13 protein-coding genes are annotated in these 20,822 nt (G+C 30.6%); 9 read left to right on the top strand and 4 right to left on the bottom strand.

Annotation, left to right across the window (positions count from 1 at the left end):
* Positions 1-72 precede the first annotated feature (72 nt).
* Both addB and addA read left to right on the top strand, forming a co-directional pair.
* Positions 73-3,540 (top strand): helicase-exonuclease AddAB subunit AddB, encoded by a 3,468-nt coding sequence (addB, locus tag CPJCM30710_RS10245; protein WP_212904080.1) that lies wholly within the window; start codon positions 73-75, stop codon positions 3,538-3,540.
* Positions 3,540-7,349: a helicase-exonuclease AddAB subunit AddA gene (addA, locus tag CPJCM30710_RS10240; RefSeq protein WP_212904079.1), complete on the top strand. Its 3,810-nt coding sequence runs from the start codon at positions 3,540-3,542 to the stop codon at positions 7,347-7,349. Before addB ends, addA begins: the two co-directional genes overlap by 1 nt.
* 84 nt (positions 7,350-7,433) lie before the next feature.
* Here addA and CPJCM30710_RS10235 read toward each other — a convergent pair whose 3' ends face one another.
* From CPJCM30710_RS10235 to CPJCM30710_RS10225, 3 genes are all read right to left on the bottom strand, one after another.
* On the bottom strand, positions 7,434-8,744 hold the full coding sequence (locus tag CPJCM30710_RS10235) for a voltage-gated chloride channel family protein (protein ID WP_212904078.1): 1,311 nt from the start codon (positions 8,742-8,744) through the stop codon (positions 7,434-7,436).
* Positions 8,745-8,880: 136 nt separating this feature from the next.
* A complete protein-coding gene (locus CPJCM30710_RS10230; RefSeq protein ID WP_212904077.1) occupies positions 8,881-9,828 on the bottom strand; it encodes an AEC family transporter in 948 nt (315 codons plus the stop codon).
* Between the two features lie 8 nt (positions 9,829-9,836).
* On the bottom strand, positions 9,837-11,177 hold the full coding sequence (locus CPJCM30710_RS10225) for a CCA tRNA nucleotidyltransferase (protein WP_212904076.1): 1,341 nt from the start codon (positions 11,175-11,177) through the stop codon (positions 9,837-9,839).
* A 247-nt stretch (positions 11,178-11,424) separates the two neighbouring features.
* Here CPJCM30710_RS10225 and CPJCM30710_RS10220 point away from each other — a divergent pair, with 247 nt between their 5' ends.
* Positions 11,425-12,396, top strand: a complete 972-nt coding sequence (locus tag CPJCM30710_RS10220) for a 3'-5' exoribonuclease YhaM family protein (protein ID WP_212904075.1) — start codon at positions 11,425-11,427, stop codon at positions 12,394-12,396.
* A gap of 114 nt (positions 12,397-12,510) precedes the next feature.
* On the opposite strand, the gene CPJCM30710_RS10215 is transcribed toward CPJCM30710_RS10220, so the two are convergent.
* Positions 12,511-13,788, bottom strand: coding sequence for a L,D-transpeptidase (locus CPJCM30710_RS10215; protein ID WP_212904074.1), 1,278 nt, complete (start codon positions 13,786-13,788; stop codon positions 12,511-12,513).
* A gap of 116 nt (positions 13,789-13,904) precedes the next feature.
* Between CPJCM30710_RS10215 and CPJCM30710_RS10210 the strand changes: the two genes are divergently transcribed.
* The 6 genes from CPJCM30710_RS10210 (at position 13,905) to CPJCM30710_RS10185 (ending at position 20,820) form a co-directional block, all read left to right on the top strand.
* The gene (locus CPJCM30710_RS10210; protein ID WP_212904073.1) at positions 13,905-14,687 is read left to right on the top strand and encodes a DUF1189 domain-containing protein; all 783 of its coding nucleotides are present in this window, start codon (positions 13,905-13,907) and stop codon (positions 14,685-14,687) included.
* Positions 14,688-14,766: 79 nt separating this feature from the next.
* A complete protein-coding gene (locus tag CPJCM30710_RS10205; protein ID WP_212904072.1) occupies positions 14,767-15,582 on the top strand; it encodes a DUF1189 domain-containing protein in 816 nt (271 codons plus the stop codon).
* Positions 15,583-15,598: 16 nt separating this feature from the next.
* Positions 15,599-16,822 (top strand): peptidase T, encoded by a 1,224-nt coding sequence (gene pepT, locus CPJCM30710_RS10200; protein ID WP_212904071.1) that lies wholly within the window; start codon positions 15,599-15,601, stop codon positions 16,820-16,822.
* Between the two features lie 274 nt (positions 16,823-17,096).
* Positions 17,097-18,428 carry a type I glutamate--ammonia ligase gene (gene glnA / locus CPJCM30710_RS10195; RefSeq protein ID WP_212904092.1) on the top strand — a complete coding sequence of 444 codons (1,332 nt, stop codon included), beginning with the start codon at positions 17,097-17,099 and terminating at the stop codon, positions 18,426-18,428.
* A gap of 116 nt (positions 18,429-18,544) precedes the next feature.
* Positions 18,545-19,123, top strand: a complete 579-nt coding sequence (locus CPJCM30710_RS10190; protein WP_212904070.1) for an ANTAR domain-containing response regulator — start codon at positions 18,545-18,547, stop codon at positions 19,121-19,123.
* 485 nt (positions 19,124-19,608) lie between these two features.
* Complete coding sequence (locus tag CPJCM30710_RS10185) at positions 19,609-20,820, top strand: exonuclease SbcCD subunit D (RefSeq protein WP_212904069.1); 1,212 nt, start codon at positions 19,609-19,611, stop codon at positions 20,818-20,820.
* The last annotated feature ends 2 nt before the right edge of the window (positions 20,821-20,822 follow it).

Here is a 20,822-nt window from a genome sequence, read left to right as displayed (position 1 = left end):
AAAATTATAGTATGAAAGTTAGGGGAAAAATAGTGGGCGTATTTGTATAAATATTTATTTAGGAGAGATATTATGGGGATTAAATTTATATATGGTAGAGCTGGTAGTGGAAAAAGTCATTACTGTATTAATCAGATAAAAAAGAGAATAGAAAATAATGCCTTAAGTAAGCTGATACTTTTAGTACCAGAGCAGTTTACTTTCCAGACAGAAAATAGACTTCTAAAAATGATTGGAGAGAAGAGTGTACTTAAAGCTGAGGTTTTAAGTTTTAAAAGAATGGCACATAGGGTCTTCAGTGAATGTGGTGGATTAAGTCATAGAAGAATGAATGAGGCCGGAAAGGATATGCTTCTTTATAAGATATTAGAGGACTTGGGTAATGATATGACCATATTCTTTAGAGCTTCAAGGCAGCAAGGTTTTATAGATGTAATATCTAAAACAATTACAGAATTTAAGAAGTATAACGTTACCCAAGAAATACTTAATAACACTATTAAAGAGTTAAGTGCAGAAGATGAAGATTTAAAGATGAAACTTCATGATTTAACCTTAATTTTTAATAAATTTAATGAAGCAATTAATAAAAACTATATAGATCCCGATGATGAGTTAACCATGCTTTCTAAAAAGTTAGATAATTGCAATATTTATGATGGAGCAGAAGTTTGGGTAGATGAATTTACTACATTTACTCCACAGCAGTATGAGGTTCTTATAAAGCTTATGAAGAAAGTTAAGAGAGTAAATTTTGCGCTTACCATGGATGATAGAGAAGAAGAGCGAGGAGAGACTGATATATTTAATGTAACTAAGAATACTGAAAGTAAGCTTATGAAGCTAGCTCAGGAAAATCGGATATCTTATGATGGGTATGTAAATATCAATAAGGAAGTAGGATGGAGATTTAAAAAAAGCGATGAGTTAAACCACATTGAAAGGCACTTTTTTTCCTATCCATTTAAAGTTTATCAAAGAGAAAATGGAGATATAAGAATTTATAAGGCAAGTAATAACTATGATGAAGTAGAAACTATAGCTAAGGATATTGTTGCTCTTGTAAGAGATAAAAACTACAGGTATAAGGATATTTCTGTAGTATGTAGAAATATTGAAGACTATGAAAAGATAACTTCAGTAATATTCTCTCAGTATAATATTCCTTACTTTATCGATAAAAAAAGAGATGTGGTGAGTAATCCTCTCATAGTACTAATTAACTCTATATTTGATATATTCACAAAAAATTGGAGTTATGAAAGTGTATTTAAATACTTAAAGACAGGACTTACACCTATTGAAAAACACTACATAGATATTCTTGAAAACTATGTGCTTTCAAATGGAATAAAGGGAAGTAAGTGGACGGGGGAATGGTGGGATTATCCTGTGTCTAATGGCTTTAAGAAGGAAGAGGAACTTTCCACTGAGGATAAACAGAAGCTCGCTTTAATAAATGATATAAAGGATGAAGTAAGGTTTCCACTACAGGAGTTTTATAAAGAAATTAAGGGTAAAAATAGCGTAAGAGATATTTCAATTAAGTTATATGATTTCTTAAATAATATTGGGGTTATTTCAAAGGTAGAAAAGTGGTCAGAGGATTTTGAGAATAAAGGTATACAGGATAGAGCTAAAGAATACTCACAAGTAATAGATATTGTTATGCAGGTTCTTGATCAAGCTGTAGAAGTTATGGGGAAGGAAAATGTTGATTTTAGTAGTTATATAAAAATAATAAATGTTGGTTTTCAAAAACATGAGATGGGACTCATTCCTGTAGCTTTAGATCAGGTGAATATTGGAGATGTAGCTAGAATAAGAGGTAGAGATGTTAAAGCATTATATATTGTAGGTGCTAATGATGGAGTACTTCCAGCTTCAAATAAGGATGAAGGAATATTATCAGATAGAGATAGAGAACTTTTAAAAGAAGTGGGTATGGAACTTGCAGCAGATACAAAGACAAAAGCTTTTGAGGAGCAGTTTCTTGTGTATACTGTATTAACTATATCAAGTAGGTATCTTATGATAAGCTATCCTCTTGCTGATTTTGAAGGGAAATCTTTAAGATCTTCTATAATCATCCCTAGACTTAAGAAGATTTTTCCTAAAATTAAAGAGGAAAGTGATTTATATAAGATTAATAGGGATGAATATGAAAAGATAGTTGCTCCTATACCAACGTTTAATGAGCTTACAACGGTATTAAGAAAAGATTTTGAAAATAAAGGTTTTGAGAAATATTGGTTTGAGGTTTATTCATGGTATAGGGATAAGGAGCAGTGGAAAGAAAAGACTGAAAGAATGGTTAAGGGATTAACTTATACCAATCAGGAGAATAATGTTTCAAAAACTAAGATAAAAAAGCTCTATTCTAATGATGCAGGAAGATTAATGTTTAATGTGTCCAGAATAGAAAAATATGCTCAATGTGCATTTGCATATTATGTTCAATATGGTTTAAAAGCAAAGGATAGAAAGGTATATGAATTTACCCCACCAGATTTAGGAAATTTAATGCATGAAATATTAGACCAATTTACAAAATATGTAAAAGATAATGATCTGAGATGGAATGAGGTTTCTACAGAGCAGTGTAGAAACATAATTTCAAATTTGGTAGACAAAGAGGTTGGAAAGAATTCTGCTTCTATACTTAATAGTTCAAAGAGATATAAATATTTCACAGATAGGTTTAAGAAAATATTAACAAAATCTGTAACAATAATTTCAGAACATATGAAGAGAAGTAATTTTGATATTTTTAGAAATGAATTTGAGTTCGGAAACTATAAAGATAGTGAACCCATAAAGCTTACACTTCCTTCTGGAGATGATATTTATCTTACGGGAAGAATAGATAGAGTAGATACCGTAGAAATTGAAGGCCAAACTTATATAAGAATTATAGATTATAAGTCAGGAAACAAGGAGTTTGATTTAAATCAGCTTTATTATGGGTTACAAGTTCAACTGTTGGTTTATTTAGATGCATTAATTAAAAACTCAAAGTACTTCCTTGAGAAGCAGGTACTTCCTGGTGCTATTTTATATTTTAAAATTGATGATCCTATAATAAGGTCATCAAAGGATTTAGGTGATGAGGACATTAAGGAAAGAATACTTAAGAAGCTTAAGATGGATGGTCTTCTACTGAAAGATATAAAGTTAGTTAAGGCTATGGATAACACAATGGAAACTTATTCACTTATAATTCCCGCTTCATTCAAAAAAGATGGGGATTTTACTAAGCAAAGTGCAGTCGTTACAGAAGAACAGTTTAATGTTTTAAGAGAATATGTAAATCAAAAGATGATAGAAATTTGTGAGGAAATGCTAAGTGGAAGTATAAAGATTGAACCTTCAAAGGATGGAAGTTTCACTTACTGTACATTTTGTAATTATTCTCCAATATGCCAATTTGATGCTAGTTTAATAGATAATAAATATAAACATGTAAGAAAGAAAAAAGATGAAGAATTATGGGAGGATATTTGTAATGTTGTAGGAATGAAAATAGGAGGTGAGGAATAATGGGGAATACAAAATGGACTAAAGAACAACTTAGTGCCATAAATACAAGGGGGAGCAACCTTCTTATAGCTGCAGCAGCAGGATCAGGAAAAACAGCTGTACTTGTTGAGAGGATAATTAGGATAATAACAGATGAAAAAAAGCCTATAGATATAGATAAACTATTAGTTGTTACTTTTACATCAGCTGCCGCCTCTGAAATGAGAGAGAGGATTGGAGATGCCATTGCAAAGGCTCTTGAGAAGATTCCAAACTCAAAGATACTTCAGAGACAGCTTACTCTATTAAGTAGATCAAATATTACTACAATGCATTCTTTCTGTCTTGATGTTATAAAGAATAATTTTCATCACATAGATTTAGATCCTAATTTTAGGATTGGTGATGCAACAGAATGTACTCTTATTAAAAGTGAAGTAGTAGCTGAACTATTTGAAGATAGATATGATAGTGAAGATAATACTTTTAGAAATTTAGTGGATGCCTACGGACAGGGAAAGGATGACTTAAGACTTCAGCAGCTTGTATTAGATTTATATGATTTTTCTATGAGCGGGCCATGGCCTGAAAAATGGTTCTTAGAAAAAGTAGAAGAATTAAAAATAAGTTCTGTTGAAGAATTAAGTAATAGTATATGGGCAAAAGTGCTTTTGGATAGCCTTGATGTGGAACTTCAAGGATTAGAAAAGCTTTTATACAGTGCAAGAACTGTATGTGAAAATGTAGGAGGATTAAAACCTTATATAATTAATTTTGATGATGATATATTACAGGTTGAAAAGTTCAGAGATAGTTTAGAGCAAGGATTAAGTGTTGTCTACAACATGATGAGCACTATAAGCTTTTCAAAACTAAAAACGGTGAGAAAAAATCAAGTAGAGGATGAGGAAGCTCAAAAGAAAGTTAAGGATATAAGGGACGATGTAAAGAAAAAGATAGGAAAGCTTAAGGATGATGTATTTGCAATACCTCCAGTAGAAGCAGTTAAAGACTTTGAAAAAATCTATTCTCTTATAAAAACCTTAACTGAGTTAGTTATAGAGTTTGGTGAGAGATATAAAGAAAAGAAGAAGGATAGAGGGATATTAGACTTTAATGATTTAGAACATTTGTGTCTGAAGATTTTAACTTACCAAGATGAAGAGGGTAATATAATTCCTTCTAAAGTGGCAGAAGGTTTTAGAGAAAAATTTGAAGAGATACTAGTAGATGAGTATCAGGATACTAATAATATTCAAGAGGCCATAATAGGTATGGTTTCAAGAAAATCTTTAGATAATCCTAATGTATTCATGGTTGGAGATGTTAAGCAAAGCATATATCGTTTTAGACATGCAAAACCAGAACTCTTTCTTGAAAAATATAATACTTATTTTAAGGAAGAAGGAAAGCAAAATAGAAAAATTATGCTTTATAAAAACTTTAGAAGTAGAAGAGAAGTTATTGAAGGAGTAAACTATATCTTTAAAGCTCTTATGTCTGAAACGGTAGGAGAACTTCAGTATGATGAAAAGGAAGCTTTAAACCTTGGTGCAGACTATAAGGAACTTACAGATGAAAATGTATATTCATCAATAGATATATCAATAGAAAATATAAAGGTAGCAGGAGACATAGAGCTTCACATATTAAATAAAGCTGGTGAAGAAGAGCATGATGAAGCTGTTCAGATTGAAGAAAATCAACAGGATGAGGAAAATCAAGTAAGTCAAAGAAGTGATGAAGAAGAAGATTTAGATGCTGTACAGATAGAAGCTAGAATTGTAGCTAAGAGGATAAAGGAGCTAGTGAATCCTGAAGATGGCTCAAGTTTTATGGTGTGGGATAAAACTATAGAAAGATATAGAGAGATTAAATATAAGGATATAGTAATTCTATTAAGAGCCACTAAGAATTGGTCAGAAGTCTTTGTGGAGGAGCTTGGACAGAGTAGAGTTCCTGTTTATGCTGATACAGGTACAGGATATTTTGAAACTATAGAGATAAGAACAATTATGTCTCTTCTTCATATTGTTGATAATCCAATGCAGGATATTCATATTTTAGCAGTGCTTCGTTCACCTATATTTTCTTTTACTGGAGAAGAACTTAGCAATTTAAGAATAGTAGATAAGGATAAATATTTTTATGAAACTATAATTGAAATTGCACAAGGTACTATAATTAAAGGAATAAATGAAGAGTTAAGAGATAAATGCAGCTATTTTTTAGAAGCATTAAATAAGTGGAGAGAGAAGTCTCTTTATATGCCCATTGATGAGTTTATATGGTATTTATTTATGGATACTTCTTATTACGGTTATACTGCTGCTATGCCGAATGGTGTTCAGAGACAAGCAAATTTAAGAATACTATTCCAGAGAGCAAAACAATTTGAACAAACAAGTTTTAAAGGAGTATTTAATTTTATTAATTTCATAAACAAGCTTAAAAAATCCTCTGGAGATATGGGAAGTGCAAAAATCCTTGGAGAGAATGAGGATGTCGTTAGAATAATGAGTATCCATAAAAGCAAAGGACTTGAATTTCCAGTAGTATTTCTTTCTGGTTGTGGGAAGCAATTTAATTTAAGAGACTTAAATAATGTAGTACTTTTCCATGATGAGTTGGGTTTTGGACCAGATTTTGTTGATGTAGATAGAAGAATAAGTTATACTTCATTCCCTAAGCATGCCATAAAGAAGCGATTTAATCTAGAGGCTCTTTCAGAGGAAATGAGAGTACTTTATGTGGCACTTACAAGAGCTAAGGAAAAACTAATAATTACAGGTGCTACTGCAGACATTGAAAGAGCATCAAGAAGATGGTGTTCAGCAGCTTCCTTAGATGATAAGATAATCCCTCCTTCAGAGGTTTTAAAGGGAAGAAGTTATTTAGATTGGATTGGAATAGCACTTTCAAAGCATAGAGATGGAGAACCTTTAAGAGAACTTGGTGGAGGAGATATAAAGATATTAAAAGATGAATTATCCACATGGAAGATAAAAGTATGGACAAAATCAGACTTAATTGTGGATAAAGAGGCAGAGAATGTGGATGAATGTGAAGAAAAAAGGAAATCATTTGTCCATAATGAGCAGGTATCAATAAGAGAAGCGATACTAAAAAGACTAGATTTTAAATATACTTATGAAAGATCCACCATCTTACCTGCTAACATATCTGTTTCTGATTTAAAACGTACTGCTTATAATGAAGGTGAGGGAGAAACACTTCACATATATAAGGTTGATACTCTAAAGAAACCTTTGTTTCTTCAAGAAGAAAAGGGGTTATCTCCAGCGGAGAGAGGTACAGTAATTCATTTTGTAATGCAGCATCTTAATTTAGACTTTGTAGATAATATAAAAGCTATAGAAGATCAGATTACTAACATGATCCACAATGACTTATTAACAGAGGACCAGGTTAAAGTTATAAGACCTAATAAGATATTTAAGTTCTTTAAAAGTAATATAGGAAAGAGGATGCTTAAGTGTCATAAGGAGAAAGGGACTGTTTATAGAGAGTTACCTTTTTTCACAACAATTCCTGCGTCTATGATAGAAAAAGATTTGCCAACAGAGGTTTATGATGAAGAAGTAATAAGGCTTCAAGGGGTTATAGATTGCTTCTTTGAAGAGGAGGATGGAATAGTTTTATTGGATTATAAAACTGATTATGTTGAAAGAGGGGAAGAGAATAAAATAAAGGATAGATATGAAGTACAGATGAGGTATTATGCTGATACACTAGAAAAAATAACAGGAAAGAGAGTCAAAGAAGAATACTTATATTTATTTTACCTCGACTCAGAAGTTAAATATTAATGGAATAAAGTTGATCGTGAATCCAGCATGCTCAGTAGTAAAAAATTAACCCAGCATTTTGATTTTAAAAATGCTGGGTTCTCTTTAACAAATCTGTTTTTTTCTTATATTTGAGATTGTTGCATACTTTGATACCTTAACCCAAGGATACTTAGGTTTATGTATATGTTGTGAGCCATATATGCCATGGTGTCCTGAGAATAGGTAGCTAACTATGCAAGCTATAAATAAAAATATTACTCCCTTACCGTGAAAAAGCTCAATGCCCATAATAAAGCATGCTAATGGAGTATTGGTTGCTCCTGAAAATACAGCAACAAAACCAAGACTAGCAATGAATAAAGGAGAAACATTTAATAATTGTCCTAGGGCATTGCCGAGAGTCGCTCCAATAAAGAATAATGGTGTAACCTCTCCACCTTGAAAACCTGCTCCTAAAGTTATTGTAGTGAATAATAATTTTAAGAAGAATGTCCACCATTCAAGTGGTTCTTCTAAGGCTTTTTTAATGATAGGGATTCCAAGTCCAAGATAATCTCTAGTGTTAAATATGTAAACTAAAGCAATTACTATTATTCCACCTATGAAGCTTTTCAGAGGTGCATTGGATGTAATCTTATCAAATATGTACCTAAAAAAGTGAATCATTTTGCTAAAAAGTATACTACATAATCCAAAGACTATAGATGCTGCAATAATTTTTATAACTAAGAATAAACTCATTTCAGGTATATTAGTCATTTCGTAATGAGTATGTGCTACACCTATTGCATTAGTTACTTGTTCTGCTAAGAATGCTGACACGAAACAAGGAAAGATTGCATAGGAGTGCATTTTTCCTATTGAAATTACCTCCATAGCAAATATAGTTCCTGCTAAAGGGGTACCAAATACGGCTCCGAAGCCTGAACTTATACCACATAGAAGTAAGGTTTTTCTATCAGATTTATTTAATTTTAGTAATCTTGATATAGTATCGGCAACACTACCACCCATTTGAACCGCAGTACCTTCTCTACCAACAGAACCTCCTAAAAGGTGAGTGGTAATAGTACTGATGAGAGTTAATGGTGCTAGCCTTGAAGGAATCTTTTCTTCTTTTTCATCCCCATACTCTATTTGCTCAAGAATCAAGTTCGTTCCTTTCCTGCTGTTTTTGCCTAATTTAACATATAGGAAACTTATAAGGGCTCCTCCTAGTGGGAGAAAAAATATTATATTAGAATTGGTTGTTCTATAATCAGTTACATAATCTAATGAATTTAAAAAGAAAGCCCCAAGTAGCCCCATTGGTATAGCAACGAATGATGCAAGTATAATCCATTTTAAAGAAAATAAAATACCACTAATAATAGCAAAGTCTTGTTCATATACTGCTGCAAGTCTTTTTTTCATCCTAGTCCTCCTTTATGAACTTATATTATGGTTATATTAATTATATTCTACAAGCATCTTTGTTAAAAGGCAAAAGTTTAGCAAGATTAGGTTGTTTGCCTTAGAACAGCATGTCCTATTTTATGGAGGTAATTAGCTATTTGAAAACATATTGAAATAAGAAAATATAAATAGGTATAAATATAAAACTTACAATAAGTGTTACTGCATTCATGGCAGTAGCAAATTTGTAATCACCACCATATCTCCTTGCTACTATAGCTGATGTATTCATAACAGGCATTGCAGACATCACTACAAAAACTTGCTTCATAAGTATTGGAAAATTAGTAAGCGTTAAAAAAGCATAAGTAATTAGTGGTGATAGTATAAATCTTCCTATAATTATAAGTAAGGAATCCTTATTTAGTGCAAGTTCCTTAAAATTCATAGTAGAGAGTATGGAACCGATAAATAATGTAGAGAGAGGGGTAGTTAGACTACCTAGGTACTTGCAGCCATCAATAATAAATTTAGGAAGACTTAATTCAAGCATAATTAAAACTACTGAAAATATAAAAGCTATAAGTGGAGGGGAAAAGATGTTTTTTATATTATCTAAAGATAAAATGCTTCCTTTTACATCTTTACAATCGCATCTTATATCATAAGTTGCAATAGACCAGAAGGATAAAGTATTTACTACATAATATATTAATATAAAAGGAAGAGCCTTTTCTCCAAATATAGCTATGTTAACTGGAAGACCAACAAAGATTGTATTTGATAATCCAAATAATGAACGAAAAACCCCTTTTCTCTCTGGTGAAACCTTAAAAATCTTTGTTATTATAAAGCCTATAGAATAAGTTAATAGTATAGATATTATAACTATTAAAAAACCATTCGACCATTGAATAAGTTGTTCTTTAGTAAAACTTGTAGTTAAATTTGAAAGCATAAATGTAGGAAGAGAAATATATACTACAAGCCTTGTAAGTAGAGTGTTTGAATTTTCATCAAACCATTTTAATTTTCCAAGGATAAAACCTACACCTATAAGAAATATTAAAATGAGCACTCCATTGAATGCATCTAATATCATTTTTAAATCTATCCTTTCATAGTAGTGTGATATTGTTTTGCTAAATCGATTAAAGTTTCTTTATTATTCAAAGAGGAGTCTTCTAATACCTTATCAAGGAGGTGACTTAGAATTGCACCAAGGTTTTTCCCAGGTTTTAAGTTAAGTTCCCTCATTATATCATTACCATCAACAGCTAGTTCTTTTGAACTTAAGGGAGTGTTTGAATTCAATATATCATCTATTTTTTCCTCCATAAAGTCTACTTTTTCTAAACATTTGAAAGGTGGTGCAGAGGATAATATATCTGCTCTTTGAATTGTAAAAAGATCAAAAATTAAATCCTTTCCTACTCTATTTATCATTCTTTTTAAGGCTGCATCTTTAGGAACGTCTAAAATATTCATATGTTCCTTAATTAACTTAGTTACCTTAATTATAGTTTCATTATCAAACTTAAGTCTTTTAAGTATAACTTTTGATAAGTCTTCTCCTTTATTGTTATGACCATAAAAGTGTCCTACATCTTTTTCATCTGTAAAAAAGCACAAAGGCTTTGCGATATCATGAAAAAGTGCAGCTAATCTTAAGTGAAGTTTTGGAGGGGTTTTATCAATGACACTTAGAGTATGCTCAAAGATATCTTTATTATGGTAGGGCGTTTTTTGATCAAAGCCTACACAGGCTTGAAGTTCAGGAAGTATAACCTTAAGAATGCCGCTATTTTCTAGCAACCTAAATCCTTTTGAAGGAAAATTTGAAAGTAAAATTTTGCACAATTCATCCTTTATTCTTTCAGCACTTATATTTTCTATAAGCTTGTGATTTATCTTTATGGATTTAAGAGTTTCTTTATCTATGTTAAAATTTAATTGACAGGAAAAACGAATAGCTCTTAACATTCTTAAAGCATCTTCATTAAATCTTCTATTAGGATCACCAACACATTTTATAACCTTAAGTTTTAAGTCCTTTTTGCCACCAAAGTAATCTATCAGTCCATCCTTATTGTTATAAGCCATAGCATTTATGGTAAAATCCCTTCTTGCTAAATCTTCTTTTACATTGCAAACAAACTCTACATCCTCTGGTCTTCTATTATCTTTATATTCTCCATCAATTCTATGGGTTGTAACTTCAAAAGGTATATTGTTTATTATGACAGTAATTGTGCCATGTTTTAATCCTGTTGGTACTGTTTTGGGAAAAAGTTCAATGATTTTTTCAGGAAGGGCACTTGTAGTTATATCATAGTCCTTTGGAGTTAATCCTAAAAGAGAATCTCTAACACATCCACCAACCATAAAAGCAGTATATCCATTTTTATAAAGCTCAGTAATTATTTCATTGACCTCTAAAGGAATGTTCATTTTACACCTCCAAGCTTTGTATTTAATAACAGTAATTTAATATAAAATGTTACACATATATTTTACCAATTAACGTCTATATTATCTATATATAGCTAAATTCATAATTAAAAAGTATGTGTATATAACAAATAATATAAAAATAAGTATAACCATAATAATTATTTAATTTTCTATAGTAAGTGTTTATATGATTAAAAAGCACGGTATAATTAATATAGATTATAAATGAAAGGAAGAAGTAATAGTGAGCATTCAAATAAAGAAGATTAATGATTTTGTAGCTGGAGAAAAAATAGAAGGCTTTTTTCTGATAAAATCTGTAGAGTGTAAAACTGCTAATGCAAATGGTAAAAAATATCTTGATTTTCTCCTTGGAGATAGTACAGGAGAAATATCAGCAAAGTTATGGGAAGTTACAGGTGAAACAGAAAATGCTTTTAAAGATAATAAAATAATTAAGACAAGAGGAACTGTAGTGTCATGGCAGGGAGCGCTACAATTTAAGATAGAGAAACTTAGAAATGTAGAACCTTCAGATAATGTAAAAATAGAAGATTATGTGCAGACAGCACCATTTGAAAGTCAATATATGTTTGGAGAAATTAATAAGTTTATAGATAACATGCAAAACGAAGACATAAGAAATATTGTTGCATATTTATTTGAAAGTAGTAAAGAAAAGCTTATGTACTATCCAGCTGCTAAAAAGCATCATCACTCTATAAGAGGGGGATTGCTCTATCATATCATGACTATGCTTAATATGGCAGAAAAATTATCATCAATATATACGTTCTTAAATAAAGATTTACTTTATGCAGGGGTTATCCTTCATGATCTTGCAAAAATAAAAGAAATGGACTCTAATGAATTAGGAATAGTAAGTGACTACACCATTGAGGGAACTTTACTTGGACACATAACTCAAGGAGTTAAAGATGTAGAAGTAGTTGGCGAAGAGTTTAAGGCTGATAGACAAATTATAATACTTCTTCAGCATATGATATTATCTCATCATTATGAACCAGAGTACGGAAGTCCAGTGAAACCTATGATTCCAGAGGCAGAAATGCTTCATTATTTAGATATAATAGATGCAAGAATGTATGATATGAAGAGAGTGACTATGGAAACGCCTAAAGGTGAATTCTCCGAGAGGTTATGGTCTTTAGAAAATAGAAGAGTATATAATCATTGTATAGAAAAAAAGGAATAAGATAAATTTCACTTCGTGAACTGATAGCAATTAAAATACATGAATAAAGCTCCTGCTGATATTTGCAGGGGCTTTATTCATGATAAATAGGGGGAAATAAATGCAATTAATATGTCAATTTATTATAACTTTAGATGCAATTGGTATATTATCATAAAGCCATTTTGAATCATTAACCTTTAATCTTATGCAACCATGAGATGCAGGTTGACCTATGGTTGTATCAACTACTTTTGTTTTAGTTTTATCAAAAGGTAGTGAGTGAAATAGATAATTATCTAAAAATTGTATCCAATACTTACCGCCCTCGTTATATTCATTAGAAAAGAACCAATCTCCTTTTTGTTTTACAGTAAAAACCCCCTTAGGTGTTTCATTATTTTTTATACCAGTAGAACAGAGTAAGGTCTTTTCTAGATTCCAGTCATTCTTTTTTCCTTTAAAGACATATGTCTTCTGTTCTGCTATATTTACGTATAGAAGATAAGGCGTTTGGCTAACTAAATCTAAAGTGTTTATAGTATTTTTATTTATTACCATGGCTGCAACAGATGTAGCTGTTGAATTAATATCTTTTGAAGTTTTATCGTCATTAGATTTATTGCCACTGTTTTGGCTATTAGAAGATGAAGTGTTCACCTTTTTATTACTTTCTTCGTTAGTATTTGATTTTTTTGATAGAAAGTCATCCCTATCTTTTTTATATTCATCTATTTTATTTAATATATCTGTATCAGCTTCATAGTACTTTATGTTTTCTTCTAGTAAGGATATTGCTTTAGTAAAATAATTTTCTGAGACAAGGTCATTAGCCTCTTGCAAAAGTTTGTCCTTTATACGTTTTAATGAATCTGCTTCATATTCTTGTGCTGTTAGGTAGTTTTTGTCAAAGGGAATTACCTTTTGGAAAGTAGAAAAAGCACCTTCATATTCCTCTTCATTGAATAATTGCAAACCTTGCATGTAAGCACTATTAGAATCCTTAATTGAAGGTATATTATTTTTAATTTTTGTTATTTTATCATTAATTATGTTATACCTTTCAATCTCATTTAATATAGAAAGAGTAGCAAACTCAGAAAGTTCATTCTCTTGGTAATCAGTATACAAATCTTCAGCACAGGAAGAAAAATAAGTATTTAACTTTTTATTAAGTAAGAATTTCTTTAATGGATTAAATGTTCCATTATTAATTAATACAGCATTAGCTTTTGAATAATTTTTATTTTCAAAGGCTATCTTAAAATCTTCAAATAACTTGTTATAAGAATAAATTAAATAAAAAGTAGTACATAATGATAACATTATAAGAGTTAAATACAAAAACAATCTTTTTTTGTTATTAGAAGTTGATTGCATGATGCTCCACTTTCCTTGAAGGTTTTTCTTCATGAATACCCCTCCTTTCAAACCTTACATTTGAATTATTGACAATTTAATTCCAGTATAAACATAAAGAGTATAAATTATTTAGTCTCATGGTCAAAATATATTGAAGGAGTGATTTCATGAAGAATATATCCTTTTTTATAAAGATATATAAAAGTATAGTTAAACCTAAAAGTTATATACTTTTTTATAAGTTATCATTAAGAAATTCATTAAAATATCTGTTGGCTATAACACTATTATTAGGAGCCATAAGTTATATCCGGCCAGCATATGATTATTATAAGTTTTTAGATATTATATATAATAATATAACTAAAGATTTTCCAGAATTTAGTTTTATAAGTGGCACCTTACACATAGATGGAAATCAGCCTTTAATACTTCAAAGAAATAATAAATATATATTAATTGATACAACAGGAAATACAACAGAAAGTGTTTTAAGTGAGCATGAGAGTATGATATTGGTCCTAAAGGATAGAGTCTATTATAAGAAGAACAATTATAATGTAGATGAAGCTAGTTTTGATATTTTACAAAGTATAGATTTTGATAAGAGCGACCTAATAAAATACATATCTATATTTAAAACAGGTACTATTCTTATTATAATTGTTACTCCTATACTATTGTTTATTGCAAATATGTTTTTAGCTTTTTATGTTTCTCTTTTAGGAGCTCTTATAAATTCAGTTTTAAAGGCAGGAATAAGATATAAAGATTTATATAAGCTTAGTATTTATTCAATAACGTTGCCAATATTGATAAGTTGTACTATAAGAATTATTGATATATCAATACCTTTTATTAACCATATTTACATATTTATAGGATTTATATATCTCTTTATAGCAATAAAGAATATTATCTTAGAACAAACAAGAAACTTGGAAGAATAGCTATTTAAGGAGGCTATTCTTTTTGTTTATTTGATATAGTATAATTTCTATATAATGTAAATTGATAAGGGGGATTATTATGAAAAAAGACAATAATTTTTTTAGGCAGTTTATAAAGGCTATCATAGACGTAAAATATTACATTAATTTTAACAAAGAGTCTGTAGGAAGAGCTATTTTATACCTTCTTTTTATGTCTTTACTTTTAGGTACTATAAAAAGCATAAGACCAATATATGATTATAATTATGAATTAAATAAAGCTTCTCAGGAACTTCAAAAAAATAATATTGATTTTTACTTAAAGAATGGAGAATTATATATATCAAAGAGTCCTTATATCTTTAGTGATGAAGGAAATTTTATTTTTATAGATACTACAAAAAAAGCAAGTGAATTTGATAATACTTCTTTAAAAGCATATGATACTAATAATAAAGGAAATGTAATGTTTATTTTTAAAGACAAGATGATTATAAGTCAACAGTTTCGCGAAAACCAGGAGATAAAATATAGTGATTTAGGTAATCTTGAGTTTAATAAGAGTAGTGCTATAAGTTTGATTAATGCACTTAAGTGGGTATCTATCTTTATTGTATTATTCTTAATAGTAGGTATGTTCTTAGGCCATATGTTTTCTGGTTTAATAGTAGGAGTCTTTGCTTTATTAATAAGTGCATTTATGAAAGTTAAATTGAAGTTTTCAAATACCTATAAACTTTCAATATATGCTCTTACTCTTCCAACTATAGTAGATGTGATAAGAAGTTCTTTAGCATTATCAGTACCTCATTTTTATAAAATATATATTCTTGGTGCAACTATTTACATGATATTTGTAATTAAGATTATAAAAGATCATAATGAAGCTGTAGAAGATTTTAGAGAATTTTAAGAAAAGGAGAATTTTTATGACTGCATTAGTAGAACGGTTTTTAAGATACATCAAAGTAAACACTCAATCAGATGAAACTACAGGTATCACTCCAAGTACTAAAGGCCAACTTGCTTTAGCAAATATTCTAGAAGAGGAACTTAACAAAATAGGACTTCAAGAGGTTGTTGTAAGTGAATATGGATATGTTTATGCAACATTACCATCTAATTTAGATAAAAAGACTCCAGTTATAGGATTTATAGCTCATATGGATACTTCACCAGACATGAGCGGAGAAAATGTTAATCCTCAAATATTTCATAATTATCAGGGTGGAGATATAGTGTTAAATAAAAATTTAAATGTTATACTTTCACCAAAACAATTTCCAGAAGTTTTGCAATATAAGGGAAATACTTTGATAACCACGGATGGAACTACTCTTTTAGGTGCAGATGATAAGGCAGGAATAGCAGAAATCATAACTGCTATTGAGTACCTTAAGAGACATCCAGAGATTAAGCATGGTAAGGTAAGAGTAGCTTTTACTCCAGATGAGGAAATTGGTGAGGGTGCAAATCACTTTGATGTAAAATACTTTGGTGCTGACTTTGCATACACTATAGACGGAGGAGCTATAGGTGAGTTAGAATACGAAAATTTTAACGCTGCAGGTGCAAAAGTTAAAATTAGTGGAAGAAATGTTCATCCTGGATATGCAAAGAATAAGATGATTAATTCAATGTTAGTAGCAAATGAATTTTTAAGCATGCTTCCTTCAGATGAGGTACCAGAAAAGACAGAGAATTATGAAGGTTTCTTTCATCTAACTGATATTAAGGGTAGTGTAGAAGAGACATTTATGTCTTTCATTATAAGAGACTTTTTCGAAGATAATTTTAGTAAAAGAAAAGGCAAATTTAAGGAAATTCAAGATGTTCTAAATAAAAAGTATGGTGAAGGAACTGTTGACATAACAATAAAAGAACAATATAAGAATATGAAGGAAAAGATAGAACCGGTTATGCATATGGTTGAAACTGCTATAAGAGCAATGAAAACAGCGGGAGTAAAACCTAAGGTTAAACCTATTAGGGGCGGTACAGATGGTGCGAGACTTTCGTTTATGGGACTTCCTACACCAAATATATTTGCTGGTGGGGAGAACTTCCATGGAAAGTATGAATATATACCAATTGAGTCTATGAACAAATCTGTAGAAGTAATACTTAATATAATATCTAGTTATGCTATATAGTATATAAAATGTAAAATAAACTTGCCAAAACTATATAAAAATCATAATTTTTTTACATTTATAGTTGACAAAGAGACACGTAACGAATAATATAATTAATATAAGTTAACTATTTAAATAATTGTTTGGAACGATGGTGTTCTATAAAGGAGTTATAACTCCTTTATAGAATGCCTTATTTTTTTATTTTAAGATATGCTACAATGAAATAGGGATTTGGTTAATACATATATTATCCAACAATGGTATATACCTAAAATAAAAGGAGGTACTTATTATGACATACTCAAAGGAAGATATTATAAGACTGGTAGAAGAAAATGATGTTAGATTTATAAGACTACAATTCACAGATATATTCGGTACAATGAAAAATGTTGCCATAACATCAAGACAAATTGAGAAGGCATTGAATAATGAATGTTTTTTTGATGGTTCATCTATAGAAGGATTTGTAAGAATTGAAGAATCAGATATGTATTTAGCTCCAGATGTAGATACATTTGAGATTCTTCCATGGTCAACTCCAGACGGAAATATTGCAAGAATTATTTGTGATGTTTATACAGCAGATGGAAAACCATTTGAAGGCGATCCAAGATATATTCTTAGAAAAGTTCTAAAAGAAGCCAAAGATATGGGGTACACTTTTAATGTTGGACCAGAGTGTGAATTCTTTTTATTCCACACTGATGGTGAAGGAAATCCGACAACTATAACTCATGACAATGCAGGATACTTTGACCTAGGACATATAGACTTAGGTGAAGAAGCAAGAAGAGATATGTGTATAGCTCTTGAAAAAATGGGATTTGAAATAGAAGCCTCACATCATGAAGTCGCAGCAGGTCAACATGAAATAGACTTTAAGTATGATGATGCTTTAAAGGCAGCGGACAATATTATGACATTTAAGTCTGTAGTAAAGACTATAGCTCAAGCTCATGGCTTGCATGCTACATTTATGCCTAAACCTATATTTGGAATAAGTGGTTCGGGAATGCATGTTAATATGTCACTGTCAAGGGATGGAGAAAATGCATTCCATGATCCATCAGATGAATTAGGACTAAGTTCAATTGCGTACAGTTTTATTGCTGGTGTATTAGAGCATGTAAAAGGTATGGCCGCTATAACAAATCCACTAGTAAATTCATATAAGAGATTAGTACCAGGATATGAAGCTCCTGTTCACGTAGCGTGGTCAGCTAAGAATAGAAGCCCTCTTATAAGAATACCTATGGCTAGAGGCGAATCTACAAGAGTAGAGTTAAGAAATCCTGATCCATCATGTAACCCATACATTACATTAGCAATATGTCTAGCAGCAGGACTTGATGGTATAAAGAGAGGTGCAACTCCTCCTCCAAGTATTGAGGGAAATATATTTGCTATGACTGAAGAAGAAAGAGATGCAGCTGGAGTAGAAAGTTTGCCAGCTAACCTATATGACGCTATTGAAGAATTAAAGAAAGATAAATTTGTAAAAGCTACATTAGGAGAGCATGCTTCTCATGTTTATATAGAAGCTAAGACTCTTGAGTGGGATGAATATAGAACTAGGGTTCATCAGTGGGAAGTTGAACAATATTTAAGTAAATTTTAAAACTAAAAATATTTATCCTTGATGAATCTCAGAATAGAGTAGTTAATTTCAATACAATTTCTAAAATTGTGAATTAAGAACTTATTTAACTATAATAATACTTTGGGGGGAAGTGCATGCTGAATAATTATAGAATTTTATTAGGTTCAAGTACATTAAAAGCAGGCGGACAAATTAAGAGTCTTCTTCTTCAGAGGGGTTTTAATGTAGATGGCATCTGCACTTCCGGAAGTATGCTTATAAGAAAATGTAGGCTAACAAGACCGGAATTAGTTATAATTAATTATGAATTAACAGATACAAATGGAGCAGAAGTGGCAAAAATATTAAGTGGTGAAGCAATAAGCAAAGTGATACTATTATGTAGTTCAGCACAATACAATTTAATCTCAAACTGGACAGAAAAAATGGGCATAGTATGTATGCAAAAACCTATAAAGCCAAGTGGGTTCTTAAATTTAGTAAACCAAGTTTTTCAACAGATCACTGAAAGTAGAAAGGCTAGTAAGACTAGCAAAGAATCTAACGGAAGAAGTATACAACAGAAATTAATTATAGATAAGGCAAAAATGCTTCTTATGAAAGCATATAATCTTGAGGAAAATGAGGCTTATAGAAAAATCCAAAAGGATAGTATGGATAAGAAATTACCTATGCTTGAAGTTGCAAAGAGCATTTTAAAATTATATGGTTAAATAAAAATGAATAGGTATTGAACCTATTCATTTTTAGTAAGAAGTCACTTTATGAAATGACAGCAAATAGCGAAGACAATATGAAATACCACTCATAGTGTCTTTTTTACTTTATAGGAAATTATAAAGTTTGCAATTTATAGATAACTCTATTAAGAGTCCCTGCTAGGGAATTTTTTATAATATGCTAATAAATCTGAGTAGATATCAAACCTAGTAAATTTGAGTCAGATTGTACTTTGTTAAATGACAGAAAGTAAGTAACTTATGGATTTATGCCATAGGTTTATTTTCATTTATAAGAGAGATTTTTTAATATATAGATAGATAAGTTAATAATTAAGATAAAAATTATAGTATTTATTCTTGTGTATTTATAAAGAAACATTGTATTGTTAAGATTACAATAAAGCTTATAGATTCTTTGAAGGGGAATTAAATTAGATGTAGAAATAGTAAGTATACGTTGTTGGAGGTGATTTTTATTGAAGTTTATTCACACGGGAGATTGGCATATAGGAAAAATAGTTAATGAAATTAGTATGATTGAAGATCAAAAGTTTATATTAGAGCAGCTTGTAGAACTAATACAGGAAGAAAAACCAGATGCTTTAATCATAGCTGGAGATATTTACGATAGATCGGTGCCGTCAGTAGAGGCAGTTGAGCTTTTAGATATAATTTTTACCAAAGTACTTTTAGATCTTAAAACTCCTATATTAACTATAGCAGGTAATCATGATAGTGCTGAAAGGTTATCCTTTGCATCTAGTATTTTAACTAGGAATGGGCTACACATACAAGGAGCGTTAAGCAAGGAGTTTAAAAAAGTTATACTGGAGGATGACTACGGAAAGGTGAATTTCTTTCTAATTCCTTATGCTGATCCTGCTGAATTAAGAGAGATGTATCAGGATTGTAATATACGGACTCATGATGATGCTATGAGAAAGCTCTTAGAAGAAGTAAAAAGTAAGATGAATTATGGAGATAGAAATGTAATTGTAGCTCATGGTTATGTTTCTTTTATGGGTGATGAGGAGGAAGTGGCTATAGATGACATTGGACAGGAATATAAAAAGAGAGCTGGTCTTGAGGTGTCAGATTCAGAAAGGCCACTAACAATAGGAGGAACAGATTTAATAAGTGGAAAGTTATTTGAAGGCTTTACATATACAGCTTTAGGTCATCTTCATGGTCCTCAGAAAGTAGGATCAGATAGGATAAGATATTCAGGTTCACTGCTAAAGTATTCTTTTTCTGAGATACGTCAAAGAAAAGGTGTAACAATAGTAAATGTAGATGAAAAAGGAGCAGTGGATGTAGAGATTAAAGAGTTCTATCCAATAAGAGATATGAGAGTTATAAGAGGGCCTTTAAATGAACTTATAAAGCAAGAAGTTTATAATGGGGCTAATGTAGAAGATTATATTTTTGCTATATTGACAGATGAGGGAGAACTTATAGATCCTATATCAAAACTTAGAGCAGTTTATCCTAATATAATGGGGCTAAATAGAGAAAATTCTAGGAAAAAGGAGGAAAGTAAAACCTCAGCTGGGAATGGATATAAAACCAAGAGTAAAATTGATCTTTTCAAAGAATTCTATAAAGCTATTTCACCTAATGAGATTACTGAAGAAAAGCTTGATTTTATAAGGGATGTTATAGAGGATGTAGAAAGAGAGGGGAGGTAGAG

Source organism: Clostridium polyendosporum, assembly GCF_018332455.1.
GTDB lineage: Bacteria > Bacillota > Clostridia > Clostridiales > Clostridiaceae > Clostridium_AY > Clostridium_AY polyendosporum.
The sequence above is the reverse complement of the archived record's forward strand: the minus strand, read 5'-3'. Positions and strand labels throughout refer to the sequence as shown.

Excerpts from the sequence above, each read along its gene's own strand:
- addB (WP_212904080.1), top strand. The coding sequence starts at position 73 with ATGGGGATTAAATTTATATATGGTAGAGCTGGTAGTGGAAAAAGTCAT.
- addA (WP_212904079.1), top strand. The coding sequence starts at position 3,540 with ATGGGGAATACAAAATGGACTAAAGAACAACTTAGTGCCATAAATACA.
- CPJCM30710_RS10235 (WP_212904078.1), bottom strand. The coding sequence starts at position 8,744 with ATGAAAAAAAGACTTGCAGCAGTATATGAACAAGACTTTGCTATTATT.
- CPJCM30710_RS10230 (WP_212904077.1), bottom strand. The coding sequence starts at position 9,828 with ATGATATTAGATGCATTCAATGGAGTGCTCATTTTAATATTTCTTATA.
- CPJCM30710_RS10225 (WP_212904076.1), bottom strand. The coding sequence starts at position 11,177 with ATGAACATTCCTTTAGAGGTCAATGAAATAATTACTGAGCTTTATAAA.
- CPJCM30710_RS10215 (WP_212904074.1), bottom strand. The coding sequence starts at position 13,788 with ATGAAGAAAAACCTTCAAGGAAAGTGGAGCATCATGCAATCAACTTCT.
- CPJCM30710_RS10210 (WP_212904073.1), top strand. The coding sequence starts at position 13,905 with ATGAAGAATATATCCTTTTTTATAAAGATATATAAAAGTATAGTTAAA.
- CPJCM30710_RS10205 (WP_212904072.1), top strand. The coding sequence starts at position 14,767 with ATGAAAAAAGACAATAATTTTTTTAGGCAGTTTATAAAGGCTATCATA.
- pepT (WP_212904071.1), top strand. The coding sequence starts at position 15,599 with ATGACTGCATTAGTAGAACGGTTTTTAAGATACATCAAAGTAAACACT.
- CPJCM30710_RS10190 (WP_212904070.1), top strand. The coding sequence starts at position 18,545 with ATGCTGAATAATTATAGAATTTTATTAGGTTCAAGTACATTAAAAGCA.